Raw genomic sequence first — 18,348 nt, 5'->3', positions numbered from 1 at the left:
CTTCACAGACGTCGAATGAAATATACGCGACCAAAATCGCGGTCGCGCATTATCGCAAAGAACCTTTGAAAAATCACTCGTTATTTACACATTACCGTAGAACACACAGTAACATGATGTGAACGAGTATCCGGCTTATTCGAACGGTTCTGGGTCGCCTGAGCCTACTCGAAGTACCACAGGATCGTCATCGCTAAAATCAATAACCGTTGTTGGCTGCTCACCTAAGTAGCCCCCGTTTAGAATCACATCGACTGCGTGTTCTAGACGATCGCGGATCTCCTCAGGATCAGACTCTGTTGTCTCATTTCCCGGTAAAATCAACGATGTTGACATCAAAGGCTCACCTAAAGCATCTAAAAGGTCTAAGGCAATTTTGTTGTCTGGGACACGAATACCAATCGTCTTTCTCTTCGAGTTCATTAGACGACGTGGTACCTCTTTCGTTCCCTTAAAAATGAACGTGTATGGGCCCGGCGTATGCGCTTTTAATAGACGAAATGCAGTGTTATCAACACGTGCATAAAGAGAAAGCTCAGAAAGGTCACGACAAAGTAACGTGAAGTTGTGCTTATCGTCGATTTTACGAATTTGACAGATACGATCTAACGCTTGTTTATTTTCAAGCTGACAGCCAAGAGCATAACCCGAGTCTGTTGGATAAACCACAACACCACCGTTACGAACGATAGCTACGGCTTGATTAATCAAACGAGCTTGTGGGTTATCTGGGTGTACATAAAAAAACTGGCTCATTATTTTTCCTCATTATCGAGTCTCTCGACTCTATCTTCAGAAGGAGCTTGTTCGTCTGGTAATGTTTCAGGTGACGAAACCGTTTGAAACTCCCAATCTTTCCATACTTCTTCGACCCCAGAAGGCAGCCAAAGATTGCGCCCTAACTCCATCCACGGAGACGGGTAATGAAAATCGCTGCCTTGAGAGGCTAATAGTTTGTATTGTATAGCATAATCAGCAAGAGTGCGTCTTTCTTGTTGCGCTTGTTGTGGCTGGGCAACTTCCATCGCATCACCATTCGCTTCAACAAATGCAGTCAATAGACGTTTTACCCACTTAGCGGTAAAACCATAACGCCCTGGATGAGCGAGCACCGCTTGTCCACCAGCTGCGTGAATAGCCGTCACCGCATCGCTCATACTGCACCACGTTGGTGGCACGTAACCTGGGTTATTGCGAGTCAGAAACTTCTTAAACACTTGCTGCATGGTTTTCGCATAACCATTATCTACCAGCCATTTAGCAAAATGAGCACGAGTAATAGGCGCATCACCCGCTATCGCTTTCACTTCCTCTAATACGCCTTCACGCGTCGCTTTCTCAAGTCGCTGAGCGATCAATTCCGCGCGTCCAATGCGATGCTGCTTCTGTTGTTCAATCAACGCATTGAGCTCTGGTGATTCTGGGTCGACATTCAAACCCACGATGTGGATGTCTTTGTTCTGCCAAACGGTCGAAATTTCGATACCGTTAATCAATTGGATCGGCAGCTTATTATCAAGGATATAACGATGCGCCTCTTCAAGTGCATCAACTGTGTCATGATCGGTAATAGCCAGAACTTCAATATTGAAGCTTAACGCACGGTCAATCAGCTCAGGTGGTGTCAGTCGTCCATCTGAAGCTGTGGTATGGCTATGTAGATCAATTCTCATATTTTCTGTTCATTATTTTTGCATTTAACACGATATTTGCTTTATTGGGCTTGACTTGCGAGCCCTGAACTAGTTAACTAGTACACAAATACGAAGTACCTTTATTTATAGGCTCACTATGTTACAAGAATTTAACCAGCACCATAAAGATAAAGTTTTAGAACTTTCTTCAGTAGAAGCAAGTTCAGAGCTTAATTGGTGGCGCACTTGGACAAGTTCTTGGTGGGCTAACGTGTACTTCTAATTAAACAGTTTGTTTATAAAAAGTTTATCACTAAGCCCGCTTTCATAGCGGGCTTTTTAATTTGTCGGACATCTCACATTCAACTGACTAACAAATCAACGAATTGACCAGATTCTAGATTGGGCGAACGGTATCTTTATGCGACTATGTACGGCAGGAAATTTAAAGAATCATAAAGGAGGTCTTGTGAACAAGGCCATTGAAATCAAAAAGCTGGGAACGATTGATGTCATCAATGCGACCGTTCCTTACTCGCAAGATCCAACAAGCGTATTCCACACACTGTGTGAAAATAAAACAGACAGCTTGTTGCTAGAGTCTGCCGAGATTGAGTCAAAGCAAAACCTCACTAGCCTACTGCTTATCGATTCTGCCGTGCGTATCGTATGCGAAGGTCATCAGGTCACTTTCCAAGCTCTAACAGACAACGGTCAACACCTGATCGAACATCTAAACGCAAACGTGAAGTCAGACATTGAATCTCAACTAAAAGACAATGTACTGACTCTAACCTTTACCCAACCAAGCATTAACCTAGACGAAGACTCTCGTTTAAGAGAAGCGTCTTCATTTGATGCACTTCGCTTGGTTCAACACAGCTTCAAACAAGATCCAAACAATAAACACGCGCTATTCATGGCTGGTCTGTTCGCTTACGACATCGTGGCAAACTTCGAACCACTTGGCGATGCAGAAGCGACAAACAACTGCCCTGACTTTGTCTTCTATGTCGCCGAAACACTACTGCGTTTTGACCACCAACAAAACGAAGGTCTGCTTCACGCGAGCGTTTTCTCAGAAGACCAAGCAATCAAGACTCGCCTAACTGAGCGCTTAGCAGATATCCAAACTCAATGTAAATCGCTAAAAGAGATTGCCGAAGTCACCCCTCTTGATAACGTTGAAGCTGTACCAAGTGTCTCTGACGAAGATTTCTGCCAAACGGTTCGTGACCTAAAAGAGTACGTGGTGAAAGGCGACGTATTCCAAGTGGTTCCTTCTCGCCGCTTTACTCTGCCTTGCCCTGCACCACTCGCGGCATACAAAGAGCTAAAACAGAGCAACCCAAGTCCTTACATGTTCTACATGCAAGATGAGCTATTTACTCTGTTTGGTGCCTCTCCAGAAAGTGCCCTGAAATATGAGAAAGAGACCAACCAAGTTGAGATCTATCCTATCGCAGGTACTCGTCGTCGCGGCAAACGCCCTAATGGACAAATCGACTTCGACCTAGACAGCCGAATTGAATTAGAGCTACGTACAGACAAAAAAGAGAACGCCGAGCACATGATGTTGGTTGACCTAGCGCGAAACGACGTTGCTCGAATCTCCGAAGCTGGCACTCGCCACGTTGCCGACCTTCTTAAGGTAGACCGCTACAGCCACGTGATGCACTTAGTCTCTCGAGTTGTTGGCCAACTTCGTGAAGACCTTGATGCCCTGCACGCTTACCAAGCTTGTATGAACATGGGCACGCTAACTGGCGCACCTAAGATTCGTGCTATGCAGCTGATTCGCGATGTTGAACAGACGCGTCGTGGCAGCTATGGCGGCGCGGTAGGCTACCTAACCGGTGAAGGCACGCTAGATACTTGTATCGTGATTCGTTCTGCTTATGTAGAAAATGGGATTGCCCAAGTTCAAGCTGGCGCCGGTGTGGTCTTCGATTCAGACCCACAAGCAGAAGCAGATGAAACGCGCGGTAAAGCGCAAGCAGTCATCTCCGCAATTCAAGCGGCTCATAGTGCACCTAAGCAAACATCAAGTAAGCAGGAGTCTTAATCATGGCTGATATCGTATTTATTGATAACTTTGACTCTTTTACTTACAACCTTGTTGACCAGTTCCGTTCATTGGGCCACAACGTAAAAATCTACCGCAACAATATCCCTGCAGAAGCGGTAGAAGCAGCGATCAATGAACTAGACAATCCTGTCGCCCTACTTTCTCCAGGTCCTGGGGCTCCTGCTGATGCGGGCTGCATGCCAGAGCTGATTCAACGCCTAAAAGGCAAAGTGCCGATGATTGGTATCTGCCTTGGTCACCAAGCAATTGTCGAAGCGTATGGCGGTACAGTTGCAGGCGCTGGCGAAATCATTCATGGTAAGGTGTCGATGATGGAACACGACAATCACGCTACTTATCAAGGCTTGCCATCTCCACTTGCGATTGCACGTTACCACTCTTTGGTTGCGACACACGTACCAGAAAGCCTAACCATCACTGCAGAAGTAGACGATTTGGTGATGTCAGTGGTTCAAGAGCAAGACAAAGTGTGTGGTTTCCAATTCCACCCTGAATCCATCATGACCACATACGGCGCAACTCTATTGGCAAATGCCATTGAGTGGGCGTTAGAAAAGAACACGACTCTTGAGAAGAATGGAAAATAGGACACGATCATGGAACAGATTATTAATAAGCTTTACGACCAACAATCTCTTACTCAAGAAGAAAGCCAACAGCTTTTCGACATCATCATTAAAGGCGAACTTGACCCTATCTTGATGGCGTCAGTGCTAACCGCACTCAAAATTAAAGGCGAAACACCAGAAGAGATTGCAGGTGCAGCAAAAGCATTGCTAGCCAATGCCAACCCTTTCCCTCGCCCTGATTACGACTTTGCTGACATCGTTGGTACAGGTGGCGACGGACATGACACAATTAATATCTCTACGACTTCTGCTTTTGTTGCTGCGGCTTGTGGTCTAAAGATCGCAAAACACGGTAATCGCAGCGTTTCAAGCAAATCGGGTTCATCGGATCTTCTCGACAAGTTCGGCATTAACCTAGCGATGAGTGCAGAAGACACTCGCACTGCCGTTGATAAGCTTGGTGTTGCTTTCCTGTTTGCACCGCAATATCACGGCGGTGTGCGTCACGCGATGCCAGTTCGTCAAACCATGAAGACTCGCACTATCTTTAACATCCTTGGTCCCCTGATTAACCCAGCTCGCCCGAACATCGAACTGATGGGTGTTTACAGCAAAGAGTTGGTTCGACCAATTGCTGAAACCATGCTGCAAATGGGCATGAAGCGCGCAGCTGTTGTTCACGGCAGTGGCCTAGATGAAGTGGCGATTCACGGCGAAACGATTGTTGCAGAGATCAAAGATGGTCAGATTCACGAGTACACGGTATCGCCTGAAGATTTCGGCCTGAATCAACACCCGTTAGAAGCTATCAAGGGTGGCACGCCGGAAGAGAACAAAACAATCACAACCGATATCCTTACAGGTAAAGGAACTGAAGCTCAAGCTGGTGCTGTTGCAGTAAACGTTGCTCTATTGATGCGCCTGTTTGGCCATGAAGATCTAAAAGCTAACGCAGCGACAGCACTAGAAGCGATGAACTCAGGCAAAGCGTATGAGCTTGTACAACAACTTGCCGACCACGCATAACGAACGAGATTTGAGACTAGAAAGATGACACAGACAAACGAAAAGTTATCAACTCACGTTTCTGTCAAAGAAGCAGAAATGGCCGAAGTATTAGCAAAGATCGTTCGCGACAAATACCAGTGGGTGGAAGCGCGTAAACAGCAGCAACCGCTAAATGAGTTCAAAGATACGCTAACGGCTTCAGACCGCAGCTTTTATGATGCACTAAGCCAAGAGCAAACCGTATTCATCACCGAGTGTAAAAAAGCGTCGCCTTCTAAAGGCTTGATTCGTGACGACTTCGATCTTGAATACATTGCATCGGTATACAACAACCATGCAAACGCGATTTCAGTACTCACTGATGAGAAGTACTTCCAAGGCGATTTCGAATTCTTACCTAAAGTACGTAGCATTGCTAAACAACCAATCCTATGTAAAGACTTCATGGTCGATACCTATCAGGTTTACTTAGCTCGTCACTACTCAGCAGACGCTATCCTACTGATGCTGTCTGTACTGAACGATGATGAGTACCGTGAACTAGCGGAAGTTGCTCATTCACTAGGCATGGGTGTGCTAACTGAAGTCAGTAATGAAGAAGAACTGCACCGCGCTGTGGGATTAGATGCGAAAGTAATTGGTATCAACAACCGTAACCTTCGTGACCTAAGCACCGACCTAAACCGTACCAAAGAGCTGGCACCATTGCTTCGTGAACTGGCACCAAACGCGGTCGTGATTTCAGAGTCTGGTATCTACACTCATCAGCAAGTGCGAGACCTAGCGACATTTGCTGACGGCTTCCTTATTGGTAGCTCATTAATGGCTGAAGAAAACCTAGAGCTTGCAGTTCGCAAAGTAACACTAGGTGAAAACAAAGTTTGTGGCTTAACGCACCCTGACGACGCCGCTAAGGCTTACCAAGCAGGTGCTGTTTTTGGCGGTCTCATTTTTGTTGAAGCGTCTAAGCGTTGTGTCGACCTAGAGGCAGCACGCTTAACCATGAGTGGTGCGCCTCTGAAATACATTGGCGTATTCCAAAACCATGACCAATCTAGCGTTATCAATGCCGTGAAAGAGCTTGGTTTATATGGTGTTCAACTGCATGGTGATGAGTCACAACAATACGTCACAGAGCTTGCAGGCCAGTTGCCAGAACATGTCGAGATCTGGAAAGCGTATGGTGTCGAAGACTCACTACCAACACTGCTTGATAGTCACGTATCTCGCCATCTACTTGATGCAAAAGTCGGTACTCAAACGGGTGGAACAGGTCAAGTATTCGACTGGCAACTGATTAACGATCAGAGCTCTGTGATGTTAGCGGGTGGTTTGAACCCAGACAACGCACAGCAAGCCGCCGCTTTAGGTTGCTTAGGGCTTGATCTCAATTCTGGTGTTGAGACTGCTCCGGGCAAAAAAGACGCCGAGAAACTGAATCAAGCATTTGCTGCAATTCGCCACTACTAAGCGATTAGCACCCAAGCTTAAGAGTTAAAAACTCACTGTAGACAGACTACAGACCCTATTTCAGAGCATTGCATTGAGGTGCTCTACACGATTAAAGATATTGGTATGCAGACATACCAAGCAAATTGAAGGAATAACACGATGGCTAAACTTGATGCCTACTTTGGTGAATACGGTGGTCAATACGTACCGCAGATTCTAGTGCCAGCCCTAGAGCAACTGGAACAAGCGTTTATCGACGCTCAAGCTGACCCAGAATTCCGCAGTGAGTTCATGACGCTGCTTCAAGAGTACGCTGGCCGTCCAACGGCGCTGACGCTTACTCGTAACCTAACGAAAGGTACAAAAACTAAACTGTATCTAAAACGTGAAGACCTACTTCACGGTGGTGCGCACAAAACCAACCAAGTGCTTGGTCAAGCTCTGCTTGCAAAGCGTATGGGTAAAGAAGAGATCATCGCTGAAACTGGCGCAGGTCAACACGGTGTAGCAACAGCGCTGGCTTGTGCACTGCTTGGTCTTAAGTGTCGCGTTTACATGGGTGCAAAAGACGTTGAGCGTCAAAGCCCGAACGTATTCCGTATGAAGCTAATGGGCGCAGAGGTTATCCCTGTGCACTCTGGTTCTGCAACCCTAAAAGATGCATGTAACGAAGCGCTACGTGACTGGTCTGCAACTTACGAAGACGCGCACTACCTACTTGGTACCGCTGCAGGTCCTCACCCATTCCCAACTATCGTTCGTGATTTCCAACGTATGATTGGCGAAGAGACTAAGAATCAAATCCTAGCTCGTGAAGGTCGTCTACCTGATGCGGTTATCGCTTGTGTAGGTGGTGGCTCAAACGCAATCGGTATGTTTGCTGATTTCATCGAAGAAGAGAGCGTTCGTCTAATCGGTGTTGAGCCTGCGGGTAAAGGTATCGACACCGACCAGCACGGTGCACCGCTTAAACACGGTAAAACGGGCATCTTCTTTGGTATGAAAGCGCCACTCATGCAAGACTCTAACGGTCAGGTTGAAGAGTCTTACTCGGTATCAGCAGGTCTAGACTTCCCATCTGTTGGCCCTCAACACGCGCACCTTAATGCGATTGGCCGTGCAGAATACGACAACGTAACCGACGATGAAGCACTAGAAGCTTTCCAAGAGATCGCGCGCAACGAAGGTATCATCCCTGCGCTTGAATCTTCTCACGCACTAGCACACGCACTGAAAATGGCTCGTGAGAATCCAGAAAAAGAACAACTTCTAGTTGTTAACCTATCAGGTCGTGGTGACAAAGACATCTTCACCGTACACGCCATCTTAGAAGAAAAAGGAGCTATCTAATGAACCGTTATGAGAAGATGTTTGCGCGCCTAAACGATAAAAACCAAGGCGCATTTGTACCGTTCGTAACGGTTTGCGATCCAAACGCAGAGCAGTCTTACAAGATTATGGAAACTTTAGTCGAAGCTGGTGCTGACGCACTAGAGCTAGGCATTCCATTCTCGGATCCGCTGGCAGATGGCCCAACTATCCAAGGTGCAAACATTCGTGCGCTAGATTCAGGTGCTACCCCAGATATCTGTTTTGAGCAGATTGGTAAGATTCGAGCGAAGTACCCGGATTTGCCTATCGGTCTTCTAATGTATGCAAACCTTGTCTACTCCCGCGGTATTGAAGACTTCTACGAGCGCTGTTCAAAAGCTGGTATCGATTCTGTTCTGATTGCTGACGTTCCAACTAACGAGAGCGCAGAGTTTGTTGCGGCTGCAGAGAAGTTCGGAATTCACCCTATCTTCATCGCACCACCAACAGCAAGCGATGAGACACTGAAGCAAGTGGCTGAGCTTGGCGGTGGCTACACTTACCTACTATCACGTGCCGGTGTAACGGGTGCAGAGACAAAAGCAAACATGCCAGTTGGACACATGCTTGATCGCCTAAACCAATTCAACGCGCCACCAGCACTACTCGGTTTTGGTATTTCAGCACCTGAGCAAGTGAAAGAAGCGATTGAAGCAGGCGCTGCAGGTGCTATTTCTGGTTCAGCGGTTGTTAAGATCATCGAGCAGAATATTGAGCAACCAGAGCTAATGCTTGAGAAGCTGGCTGAGTTCATCACACCAATGAAAGCGGCAACACAAAAGTAGTCGCCAGTATTGGTTAACCCCCCCTTTAACAAGCAAAAGCGCCCGACTTTGGGCGCTTTTTTCGTTATTCTCAACACGTATTTTTTCTCTTACCGCTAAGCAACTAGTCGTCAGATTTCATCGCCTTTTTAATAGCGGCTTCATTCAGTGTTGCTTTAAGGGGATCGGTAATTTTGTCCACTAAGTCGACTGGCATTGGAAACACAATCGTTGTGGTTCTCTCGTTCGCCACTTCTGTTAACGTCTGCATATATCGCAATTGAATCGCATTCGGTGACTTATTCAATACATCTGCTGCTTCTTGGAGCTTAGTCGATGCTTCCAGCTCACCCGTGGCATGTATCACCTTAGCACGACGAGCACGTTCTGCTTCCGCCTGCTTAGCGAGCGCTCTCACCATGCTGTCATCAAGGTCGACATGTTTAATTTCTACATTGGCTATTTTGATGCCCCAATTGTCGGTGTGCTGATCCAATATCGCTTGAAGGTCTTTGTTGAGTTCTTCCCGCTCTGATAAAAGCTCATCCAACTCATGCTGCCCTAGCACCGAACGCAGCGTCGTTTGAGAGAGTTGGCTTGTCGCTTCCAGATAGTTCTCAACATTGTTGATCGCCATCTTAGGATCTAATACGCGGAAATAGACCACGGCATTCACCTTCACCGACACGTTGTCTCTGGTGATCAAGTCTTGTGTAGGGACATCCAAGACGATGGTTCGTAGATCGACCCTTACGATTTGTTGGATAAACGGGATGATGACGATCAGACCCGGCCCTTTGACGCGATAAAAACGCCCGAGGAAAAAGACCACTGCACGCTCGTACTCGCGCAGCACTTTAAACATGCTCGCTATTAATAAGATAACGAGCACAACAACAATACCTATTGTGTGTATAAACATAACCGCCCCCTTACTAGTAACGATAACGAAGGAGATTTCAACTAAACCATCGAGCTTGGTATTGCAGATATCAAGACTTAGTCGACGATCCTCCAACATGGTCTTCAACGTCCAACGCTTCTACATCTAACAAAAGTCCGTCTAGCTTAGTGACTCTAATGCTCTGTCCTACTTGCAGTTCACTGATACATTTGGCTTGCCAGACTTCTCCTTCAACTAAAACTCTTCCAGAGCCAGGGAAACCGCTAACCACTTTGCCAGTTTCCCCCACAACGGCTTCCATCCCTGTTGTGACAGGCTTGTTCCTCACACGAACTAACATAGATATCGTCATGACAATAAACGCCACAGAGAACAAACTAATACCGATGATTAGTGGCAGAGCAATTTGATAACCCGGTACCTCAGTATCCATCAACATGATTGAGCCAAGTGAAAACGCCGCTACACCACCTAAACCGAAAATACCGAAGCTTGGACTGAAAGCTTCAGCAATCATCAGAGCAATCCCGAGCAGTATTAACGCAAGTCCAGCGTAACTGACAGGCAGCATTTGCAAAGAGTACATCGCTAACAGCAAGCAAATACCCCCAAGTACGCCCGGCAGACCCACTCCAGGGTTATAAAATTCTAGGAGCAAACCGTAGATGCCAATAAGCATGAGAATGTAAGCCACATTCGGGTTGGTGAGCACCGAGAGCAAACTAAAGCGCCAATCTTGCTCACGCTCTACAAAGGCAACGTCGTTAAGCTGTATTTCCTGACTCACGCCATTAATGGTGACATTACGTCCATTGGTCATCTCGATTAATTGCGGTAAATCACTCGCCATGAAATCAATCACGTTGAGGGCAAGTGCATTTTCAGAGTCCAAACTCGCGGCTTCTCTGACAGCCTTTTCTGCCCACTCTTCATTGCGATTATGCAGTTTGGCCAAACTCACAATATAAGCAGCGGCATCATTAATAACTTTCTTCTCCATCGCCGTCGTTGCTTTTACTTGTTCAGAGTTCTCTTGGTTTATATCGCCCTGCTCGCTCTCATTCGCTTTATCCTCTTGATTAGAGTCATCTTGCGGGGATAGAGGGTCAGAAGGCGCTTTCCCGCCACCAAGAGATACCGGTGTAGCGGCGCCTAGATTCGTTCCGGGTGCCATAGAAGCAATGTGGCTGGCGAGTAAAATATAGGTTCCGGCACTGGCGGCTCGTGAGCCTGCAGGCCCAACCCAAGTCGCGATGGGAACAGGTGAAGTGGTAATGGAACGAATAATGTCACGCATCGACGAATCCAACCCGCCGGGCGTATTCATTTTCAATATGACGAGCTTGGCTTGCTCATCATGAGCTTGTTCTATTTCTCTCGTGAGGTAATCACTGGTCGCGGGGCCTATGCCTCCATTCACCTCTATAACCCAAACCTCATCAGCTTGAGAAAATGCAGAGCTGAACAGCAGAAGAAACGCAAACAGGCACTTTAATATAAAAGTCATGCCTCTCTCCTTACAACTGAGATGCTAGATAGACGTTTTATTGAAAGCGCAGAGGTAACATCTTGGTAATAACTCGATACCTTAAGCATAGTTCAGGCTAAATTTCGCACAACAAACATGCTGGCATCTCCTCGAACCATAACGAGTAAAAAAAGCGCAAAAATGAAAATCAAATGTTAATAAACGTGAGTCAGATACCGAAGTTTGAAAGCATTCACAAAACACACGCCTGTAATGGTTTTATAAATTAAACAAATAGCATCACTTCAAAAAACCAAGGCAAACGTTTGCTTTAGTGCAAAAGATCGCCAAACAACATTCTCGTCACGTTTTTTGACGGACTTTCATCCCTGCTCATATTGATAAATGTAACAGATACGTGTAAAACTCTTCACGAAATATTCATCCAATGGTACGACGTACATTGGCATGTAGTTCTGGGAATTTTACATTTTGTAGCACAGAGGTAACGGAAGTGTTAAAAGAAAAGAGTTTACTAGGCAATATCGGCATTCAAGTCGTTATTGCTATGATCGTAGGTACTGTAGTGGGTGCCATGATGGGCGAGAGCGCAACCATGTTCGCTCCTCTAGGTGCGATCTTTATTAATTTGATCAAGATGCTGGTTATCCCATTGGTAGCTGTTGCACTGATCTCTGGTGCAGCTGGCCTAGGTAATAGCTCATCAGCAGGTAAAGTAGGTATCACTACTTTGGGTTACTTTGCAATGACTTCTGCACTGGCTGTTGCCCTTGCATTAATCATGGGTGAAGTATTCGAACCAGGACGCGGTATCGACGTTTCTGGTGTTGAAGGTATGTTCTCATCTGAGTATGCATCGAAAGGCGAACTTCCAACTTTCTGGGCTACCATCACAGGTATGATCCCAACCAACGTTTTCCAGTCTTTAAACGAAGCAAACATTCTTCAAATCCTTGTATTCTGCCTATTCTTTGGTATCGCAATCTCTAAGCAAGCGAAAGAGAAGCGTGAGCCAATCATCAATGGTGTAAATGCGATCGTTGACGCTATGGTTTGGATGATCAACAAAGTAATGATCATCGCTCCTCTTGGCGTATTCGGCCTAATGGCTGAAGCGGTTGGTACGTTTGGTTTCGGCGCACTAATGGTTGTGTTCAAGCTATTCGTTGTTTACGTTGCTGCAATCCTAGTATTTGGCTTCGTTGCTTACCCACTGATGATTCAAATCTTCACAAAGACATCAGCGAAGAAATTCCTAACTGCGATGAAGAAACCTCAAGCTGTTGCGCTTTCAACAGCATCTTCAATGGCAACGCTGCCTGTGACTATGGATACTGTAGAGAACGAGCTAGGTGTTCGTAACTCAACGGCATCATTTGTTCTGCCTCTAGGCGCGACAATCAACATGTCTGGTAATGCGATTTACTACGGCCTAGTTGCTATCTTCTTTGCACAACTATTCAACATCGACCTATCAATGGGCGCGTACATCGCAATCATCGTAACATCAACTCTTGGCGCTGTCGGTCAAGCTGGTGTTCCAGGTCCATCATTCCTAGTTGTAGCAGTACTGCTAGCGGCTGGTATTCCGATCGAAGGTCTACCACTACTGTTCGCTCTTGACCGTATCTTCGACATGATTCGTACAGCGCTGAACATCACTGGTGATGCAGCATGTGCAGTGATCGTTGACTCTCTGATCAAAGACGAAGAGAAAGAAGCTGAGCTACAGAAGCAGCAAGCGTAATTTCGATTCCACCGATAAGCAAAAAGCCACTCCATGAGTGGCTTTTTCGTTTTCTATAGAAGAGCTTTACGAGAACGACTTTAATAGGTTTTGCGCCTTGCCATTCGAAGTGGCTTAATATGAATAGCTACTTTCGTTCTTTAGTAAGTTCGCTATCACTTCCTGATATTGATTTAAATTAAAATTTGAGCTTTCAGAATTAAGTTTCTTCTTCCTTGACTCTAAATAAGGTTGAGAAACCAGTGAGTTCATCAACATTTGGTAATAATGAAAGTTGGATTCGTTACAGCCATCAACTAAATAAAGGAGGTTTTCAAGGGTTTTGTGATAGATGAAGCCAAACTTTGATTCTTTTAGTCTCTGTACATTTTCGTGATTAAACGAACTACCACCGAGAGTAAAAAACAAAAAAACATTGGGTGCGCTTTCCCAAAAATCAATAAGCTCAGAGATTAACTGTTGTAGTTGAACCCCTTCTACTCTTTGGTACTTTGAAAATTGTTCTTCAAAACGATTCGTATGCTCTTCAATGAGCTGATCAAAAAGCTGTTCTTTATTATTGAAGTAATACAGAATTAATGCAGGACTTACCCCTGCTGACTTTGCAATAGAGCGAATTGATACTTTATTATAAGGCTGAGAAATAAATAATTTTTCTGCTGAATTTAATATTTCTTCTCTTTTCTCATTTGGCATCAGATTGTATTCCACCCGCTTGTTTACATATACAACACATCTTATAACTCGAATAAACAATCTCAATATGGAACAAACACATTTAGGACACCGCTAAATAACCGGCAAGATGAAGGCTACAATTAATAGGTGTTCTTGAAATGTAACTAGATCGAACTGAGTAATTACTCAAACAAACAATAACATAGAAGTTTGCGATAACATGTAAGGGTTCAGTAAGAGCCGCTAGCCGTACGTAAGCTAATGTAAGAGTGGCGCTCATGTTGAGCGCCACATATAAGTCTAGAGTTTTAAGATGACTTTAACAGAGCTATCAACTAAAGATTCATCGATATAAGCAATCGTATTCGAAGAACTAGCAACCATATCTTTTGCTAGACTTTCCTGCCCTACAGCTTTAGGTGGTTGGCCTTTACCTGTAAATACTCGTTTAGCCCAGTATGCTTGTAATTGTGCTTCTGTCTTTTGAGTGATGGCTTGGTGGAACTCACTTTTCATTGGATGTCCATCCTCCAACTCAACGGCTTCAATTTGAAGCGATTTAGCCTTACCTAAATACAACTTCTTCACTGTCGATGCATCAAGTTCACTCATCGAAGGGCTTCCGACCACAACTATACCTGCGAACGCATTTACGCTGCTAAGAAGAGCAGCTGCTACTAATGTTTTTTTCAACATGATTCTCTTCCTTAAAATACTGCGTCAACTTTTATTGTGTACAAGATGTTGTCGTCGTTCTTATATTCCGATGCCACGCCACCATTCGTTGAACCAAAGCCAGTTAGGTAGCTAATGTCACCTTTGAGCGCAATATTTGGTAAGAAGTCCCAACGCGCACCAATGCTATAGGTAGTGCGTTGTGTGTTTAGCTTATCAGCCAGCGCTTTCGCGGAGCCGTATGCGTATCGAGCTTGGATGCTACTAGGATTTTGAAGTAGATTTGCAAGCTGACGGTTTACCGTTGCATTTCTCTCGTCATCGTCCTGTGTTTCCATATGTGAAACTGTCACATATGGCGTTACTTCATCCAGACGGTATGCCGCAGTTAGGTAAGCAGCATCCACGTCGTAGTAAAAACCTTCAACAGTTGTGCGAGTGACTTCAGAAACCAGCATTAGATTGCCATTTTCGTATCGACCACCCACACCGTAGAACTTGGCTTTGTCATCATCAAACGTTGAATTTAGCACTGACTGGTTGTTTTCATTCCAGTTTGTAGAAGAGCTAATCACCGACTGAGCGTACACGGCACGGAGCATCCAAGTATCGTCAGTCCAATTCACTACACCACCAGCGATGTCATCAAACTGAGTATCAGCGTTGTAGCTATGCTTTGATGCCGACAGCTTCTGTGAGCCAGCAAAGCCTTGGAATGAAAGCGTGCTGTCTTCCAGTTCCATATCGTAAATGAAGTCACCACCTGTAAGAGAGGTTAAAACCACTGAGCCGTATACTTCATTAGGAACTCTCACGCCAACTTGCGCATAACCAACTTCTAAGTAGTCAGAGTACATAAACAGTGGCAAACGTAGCTTACCGCCGCGAACCGTCAAGTTAGGTGTCACTTTGTGGCTTAGGAATGCCCACTCTATATCTGGAGACCAGTTCTCTTTTTTATTACCACGAGCGACCATTTGAACTACTGCTGAAGTCGAATCGTTGACTTCGAACTCACCTTGTAAACCGAACAAAGAACCTTCATCAAAACGCACTTTGTTTTCCGACTTCATAAAACCATGGTTTTGATTACCTAATTGCATGTTTAAAGACGCGAAGCCATTGAAACTAAATTTATCAGCCATTGAGTTTTGTTCTTTCGCTTCAAGGATCGCGACCTTTTTCTCTAGCTCTGCCAATTTTTGCTCATCTGCAGCATGTGTTGCGAACGACGCCGCAAGCGCTACTGCTACAGGCAATAAGCGAAATGGGGAGTTAGTCATTATTGTTCTCCGTTATACTTTGAATTGTGAAGTTGATTTACTTAGCTCTGTAACGATGTCACTGAGTTGGTGACTCAGAGCTTCTAATTGATCGGTAGACTGAGATACTTGGTGAGAGCACTGTCTAAAATCATCCATATGGGTATGAATTTGTTTTGAAGCGCGAGCCTGATGTTCAGTCGTACTCGCTATTTGGCGATTAAGTTCGGTGATTTCCTCAACCTGACCGCTGATTTCTAGTAGGTAGTCCCCTGCGTTCTGTGCATCTCCAACAGCTTGAGAGGAGCTTGCAAGACCTTGATCCATCGCACCTACTGCAGCATTAGAGCCAGACTTGAGCTCACCAAGTAGTGCATTAATCTCTGTTGCAGATTGCTGGGTATTATTGGCTAGGACACGAACTTCATCTGAAACAACAGCAAAGCCACGTCCATGATCACCCGCTCGAGCGGCTTCAATGGCAGCGTTTAGTGCAAGTAGGTTGGTTTGCTCCGCAACGCTTTGTATCGTGCTCAATATTGAGCCGACGTTGCTCGCATTCTTGTCTAACTGTTTTAATTTGGTCGCCGTATCACGAATGTTGCTTGCCAATTCTTCTATTTCTTGGCTTGTTTTCAATACAACTTGAGTACCCGTTTGTGCACTTGTATTCGCCTTCTGTGCTTGTGAATCAGCATGTGATGCAAAGCCTACAACTTGCTCTATGAGAGCTATGATGTTGTTAACCGCTTCCGTAACTTCTTCGATATGGTCACGTTGAGTGCTGTTTAACGCCAAGGTTTGATGGGATTCACTGCGAATCTTATCGCTAACAACTTCCAGCTCCTGACCAATGCTCAAGGTGCTTGCGATGATCCCCTGAAGCTTCTCGATAAACTGATTAACGCTTTGTACTAAAATAGCGATTTCATCTTTACCGGAATAATCGATACGAACAGTCAGGTCGCCATCACCCGTCGCGATGGCTTGCATTTTTTCGGTTACCAATGAAATTGAATTGATAACGGACTTAAAGATTGCATAGCCGACGGCAAATACAGACAAGATAAAGAAAATGCCAAGCCATACTGATTGTTGAGCAGCATCATTTGCAGCGTTCTCTGAGTGAAAAATGGTGTCAACAACGTTTTGGCTCGCTGAAGAACGCAACGCATCACTTAACGCGAGCAATGCATCGTATTCAGCACTTAACTTATTTGACCTAGCAGTGAGGTTGTCAAAGGAGTCATTTAAATTAATGAAATCCAGACTTAGCGCATACGCAGATTCCGTGTATTTCTTTAATGCAAGTGACAATTGATTAAACGAATAAGCCTGTGAAGGTAGGACCTTCGCTCCTTCATTGGCTTCAACTTGTAGATCAGCGGATATTTGGCGTGCGTAATCGATGGCCTGTTCATCTTCCATGATCACAGCGGCTTCAAATTGCTGTCGCACATTTGGCAACAGAGAATTTATTTTAGTGGCGTGCTCTAACGCAGGGTAATAACTTAACTCTAATTGGGTGAGTCGTTGGCTATTATCACGGTGGATAAATACATTGATGGTAATTATCGCCGCTAAACTGAGCGAGATAATTGATAAAAGAACAACAAATTGTACTTTTATATTGATATAACGAGACAGCAGCATAATGTTCTATTTAATTATCGCAAATTGACAATTATGTTACCGTTAGATCATTTTTTTGGTGAATGGATTCACTAAACAAATGACACGTTATGTTTAAACATAGCTCAACTAATAAATATATTCCTCTATAACCTTGTTCACCTGGCTCCTAAACAAAAACCCCTAGAACTTAAGATCTAGGGGTTTATTATTAATCAATATTAAACTACTAGCATTTCTATTATGCTCATAATTCGTCGTTTAATTTATTTTCCAACATCGGTACTTCGAATTTACAAATCACTACCATAGATATCAAAAGAGAAATACTTAGCAGCGATCTTATCGTAGGTGCCGTTTGCTCTGATCTCTTCGATAGCATTGTTAAACTGCTCCGCTAACTTTGCGTCTTGTTTTCTTAACGCGAGTGCCGTGCCTTCACCGATATAAGCTTTATCGGTTACCGCTTTACCTTCAAATTCAAAATCTGCACCCTCTGCCTTATCCAAGAAAGCGAGCGATAACTGATCTGAGTTACCAAAAGTGACATCTAAGCGACCGTTCTGAAGATCAAGATAGACTTCATCTTGGCCAGTGTAGCGCTTAATGGTTGCAACACTGCCGAACTTATCGGTTACATATCGATCATGAATAGTGCCTTGCTGCACGCCGATGGTCTTACCCGCTAAGCCATCTTGGTTAATATCGAATGTCGCACTTTTAGCAGCAACGAATACTGCTGGGGTTTGGTAGTACTTATCAGTAAACAGGATCTTACGCTTGCGCTCTTCTGTAATGCGCATTGATGCCATGATCACGTCTGATTTTCTGGCCAACAAGCTAGGAATAAGTGAATCCCAACTTTGAGATACCCAAGTACAATCCAGTTTTGCTTGTTCACATAGGGCATCAGCAATTTCGATGTCGAAGCCCACCGGCACACCTTCACTGTTTTTGTAATTAAATGGCGGATAAGTAAAGTCTGACGCCAAACGAATCTCTTTCGCTTGTACGGTGGTACCAAGTAAAGCTGCAGCGCAAGTGAGTCCTAGTAATATCTTTTTCATCATTGCC

General features: G+C 44.9%; 17 protein-coding genes and 1 other annotated feature. Of the genes, 8 read left to right on the top strand and 9 right to left on the bottom strand.

The window, feature by feature from the left end; translation table 11 throughout:
- Positions 1-135 precede the first annotated feature (135 nt).
- Complete coding sequence (locus L1D60_RS08375) at positions 136-756, bottom strand: L-threonylcarbamoyladenylate synthase (RefSeq protein WP_239840672.1); 621 nt, start codon at positions 754-756, stop codon at positions 136-138.
- Positions 756-1,673 carry a PHP domain-containing protein gene (locus L1D60_RS08370; protein ID WP_239840671.1) on the bottom strand — a complete coding sequence of 306 codons (918 nt, stop codon included), beginning with the start codon at positions 1,671-1,673 and terminating at the stop codon, positions 756-758. Before L1D60_RS08370 ends, L1D60_RS08375 begins: the two co-directional genes overlap by 1 nt.
- A gap of 118 nt (positions 1,674-1,791) precedes the next feature.
- On the opposite strand from L1D60_RS08370, the gene L1D60_RS08365 reads away from it, so the two are divergent.
- The 7 genes from L1D60_RS08365 (at position 1,792) to trpA (ending at position 8,908) form a co-directional block, all read left to right on the top strand.
- Entirely contained in the window at positions 1,792-1,917 is a 126-nt protein-coding gene (locus L1D60_RS08365; protein ID WP_239840670.1) for a Trp operon leader peptide, read from the top strand.
- Positions 1,864-1,978, top strand: a sequence feature (Trp leader region). (Overlaps the previous gene by 54 nt.)
- A gap of 125 nt (positions 1,979-2,103) precedes the next feature.
- The gene (locus L1D60_RS08360; protein WP_239840669.1) at positions 2,104-3,699 is read left to right on the top strand and encodes an anthranilate synthase component 1; all 1,596 of its coding nucleotides are present in this window, start codon (positions 2,104-2,106) and stop codon (positions 3,697-3,699) included.
- Positions 3,700-3,701: 2 nt separating this feature from the next.
- Positions 3,702-4,310, top strand: coding sequence for an aminodeoxychorismate/anthranilate synthase component II (locus tag L1D60_RS08355; RefSeq protein WP_239840668.1), 609 nt, complete (start codon positions 3,702-3,704; stop codon positions 4,308-4,310).
- A gap of 9 nt (positions 4,311-4,319) precedes the next feature.
- Positions 4,320-5,318: an anthranilate phosphoribosyltransferase gene (gene trpD / locus L1D60_RS08350; protein ID WP_239840667.1), complete on the top strand. Its 999-nt coding sequence runs from the start codon at positions 4,320-4,322 to the stop codon at positions 5,316-5,318.
- Positions 5,319-5,342: 24 nt separating this feature from the next.
- Positions 5,343-6,770: a bifunctional indole-3-glycerol-phosphate synthase TrpC/phosphoribosylanthranilate isomerase TrpF gene (trpCF, locus tag L1D60_RS08345; RefSeq protein WP_239840666.1), complete on the top strand. Its 1,428-nt coding sequence runs from the start codon at positions 5,343-5,345 to the stop codon at positions 6,768-6,770.
- 141 nt (positions 6,771-6,911) lie between these two features.
- Complete coding sequence (gene trpB / locus L1D60_RS08340) at positions 6,912-8,102, top strand: tryptophan synthase subunit beta (protein WP_239840665.1); 1,191 nt, start codon at positions 6,912-6,914, stop codon at positions 8,100-8,102.
- On the top strand, positions 8,102-8,908 hold the full coding sequence (gene trpA, locus L1D60_RS08335; RefSeq protein ID WP_239840664.1) for a tryptophan synthase subunit alpha: 807 nt from the start codon (positions 8,102-8,104) through the stop codon (positions 8,906-8,908). The genes trpB and trpA overlap by 1 nt, the downstream gene beginning before the upstream one ends.
- A 103-nt stretch (positions 8,909-9,011) precedes the next feature.
- Here the strand turns inward: trpA and L1D60_RS08330 are convergent, their stop codons facing one another.
- Both L1D60_RS08330 and L1D60_RS08325 read right to left on the bottom strand, forming a co-directional pair.
- On the bottom strand, positions 9,012-9,809 hold the full coding sequence (locus tag L1D60_RS08330) for a slipin family protein (protein WP_239840663.1): 798 nt from the start codon (positions 9,807-9,809) through the stop codon (positions 9,012-9,014).
- 70 nt (positions 9,810-9,879) lie between these two features.
- Positions 9,880-11,298: a nodulation protein NfeD gene (locus tag L1D60_RS08325; RefSeq protein WP_239840662.1), complete on the bottom strand. Its 1,419-nt coding sequence runs from the start codon at positions 11,296-11,298 to the stop codon at positions 9,880-9,882.
- Between the two features lie 529 nt (positions 11,299-11,827).
- Here L1D60_RS08325 and L1D60_RS08320 point away from each other — a divergent pair.
- Positions 11,828-13,027, top strand: coding sequence for a dicarboxylate/amino acid:cation symporter (locus L1D60_RS08320; protein WP_239840985.1), 1,200 nt, complete (start codon positions 11,828-11,830; stop codon positions 13,025-13,027).
- 114 nt (positions 13,028-13,141) lie between these two features.
- Here L1D60_RS08320 and L1D60_RS08315 read toward each other — a convergent pair whose 3' ends face one another.
- The 5 genes from L1D60_RS08315 to L1D60_RS08295 form a co-directional block, all read right to left on the bottom strand.
- The gene (locus L1D60_RS08315; protein WP_239840661.1) at positions 13,142-13,723 is read right to left on the bottom strand and encodes a TetR/AcrR family transcriptional regulator; all 582 of its coding nucleotides are present in this window, start codon (positions 13,721-13,723) and stop codon (positions 13,142-13,144) included.
- Between the two features lie 282 nt (positions 13,724-14,005).
- A complete protein-coding gene (locus L1D60_RS08310) occupies positions 14,006-14,401 on the bottom strand; it encodes a phosphate ABC transporter substrate-binding protein (RefSeq protein WP_239840660.1) in 396 nt (131 codons plus the stop codon).
- An 11-nt stretch (positions 14,402-14,412) separates the two neighbouring features.
- Positions 14,413-15,663: a hypothetical protein gene (locus L1D60_RS08305; RefSeq protein ID WP_239840659.1), complete on the bottom strand. Its 1,251-nt coding sequence runs from the start codon at positions 15,661-15,663 to the stop codon at positions 14,413-14,415.
- A gap of 12 nt (positions 15,664-15,675) precedes the next feature.
- A complete protein-coding gene (locus L1D60_RS08300) occupies positions 15,676-17,295 on the bottom strand; it encodes a methyl-accepting chemotaxis protein (protein ID WP_239840658.1) in 1,620 nt (539 codons plus the stop codon).
- Between the two features lie 272 nt (positions 17,296-17,567).
- Positions 17,568-18,341 (bottom strand): ABC transporter substrate-binding protein, encoded by a 774-nt coding sequence (locus tag L1D60_RS08295; protein ID WP_239840657.1) that lies wholly within the window; start codon positions 18,339-18,341, stop codon positions 17,568-17,570.
- Positions 18,342-18,348 lie beyond the last annotated feature (7 nt).

This window comes from Vibrio sp. Isolate30 (genome assembly GCF_022397975.1).
Classification (GTDB): Bacteria; Pseudomonadota; Gammaproteobacteria; order Enterobacterales; family Vibrionaceae; genus Vibrio; species Vibrio fortis.
This window is presented reverse-complemented; position numbering and strand designations above follow the sequence as displayed.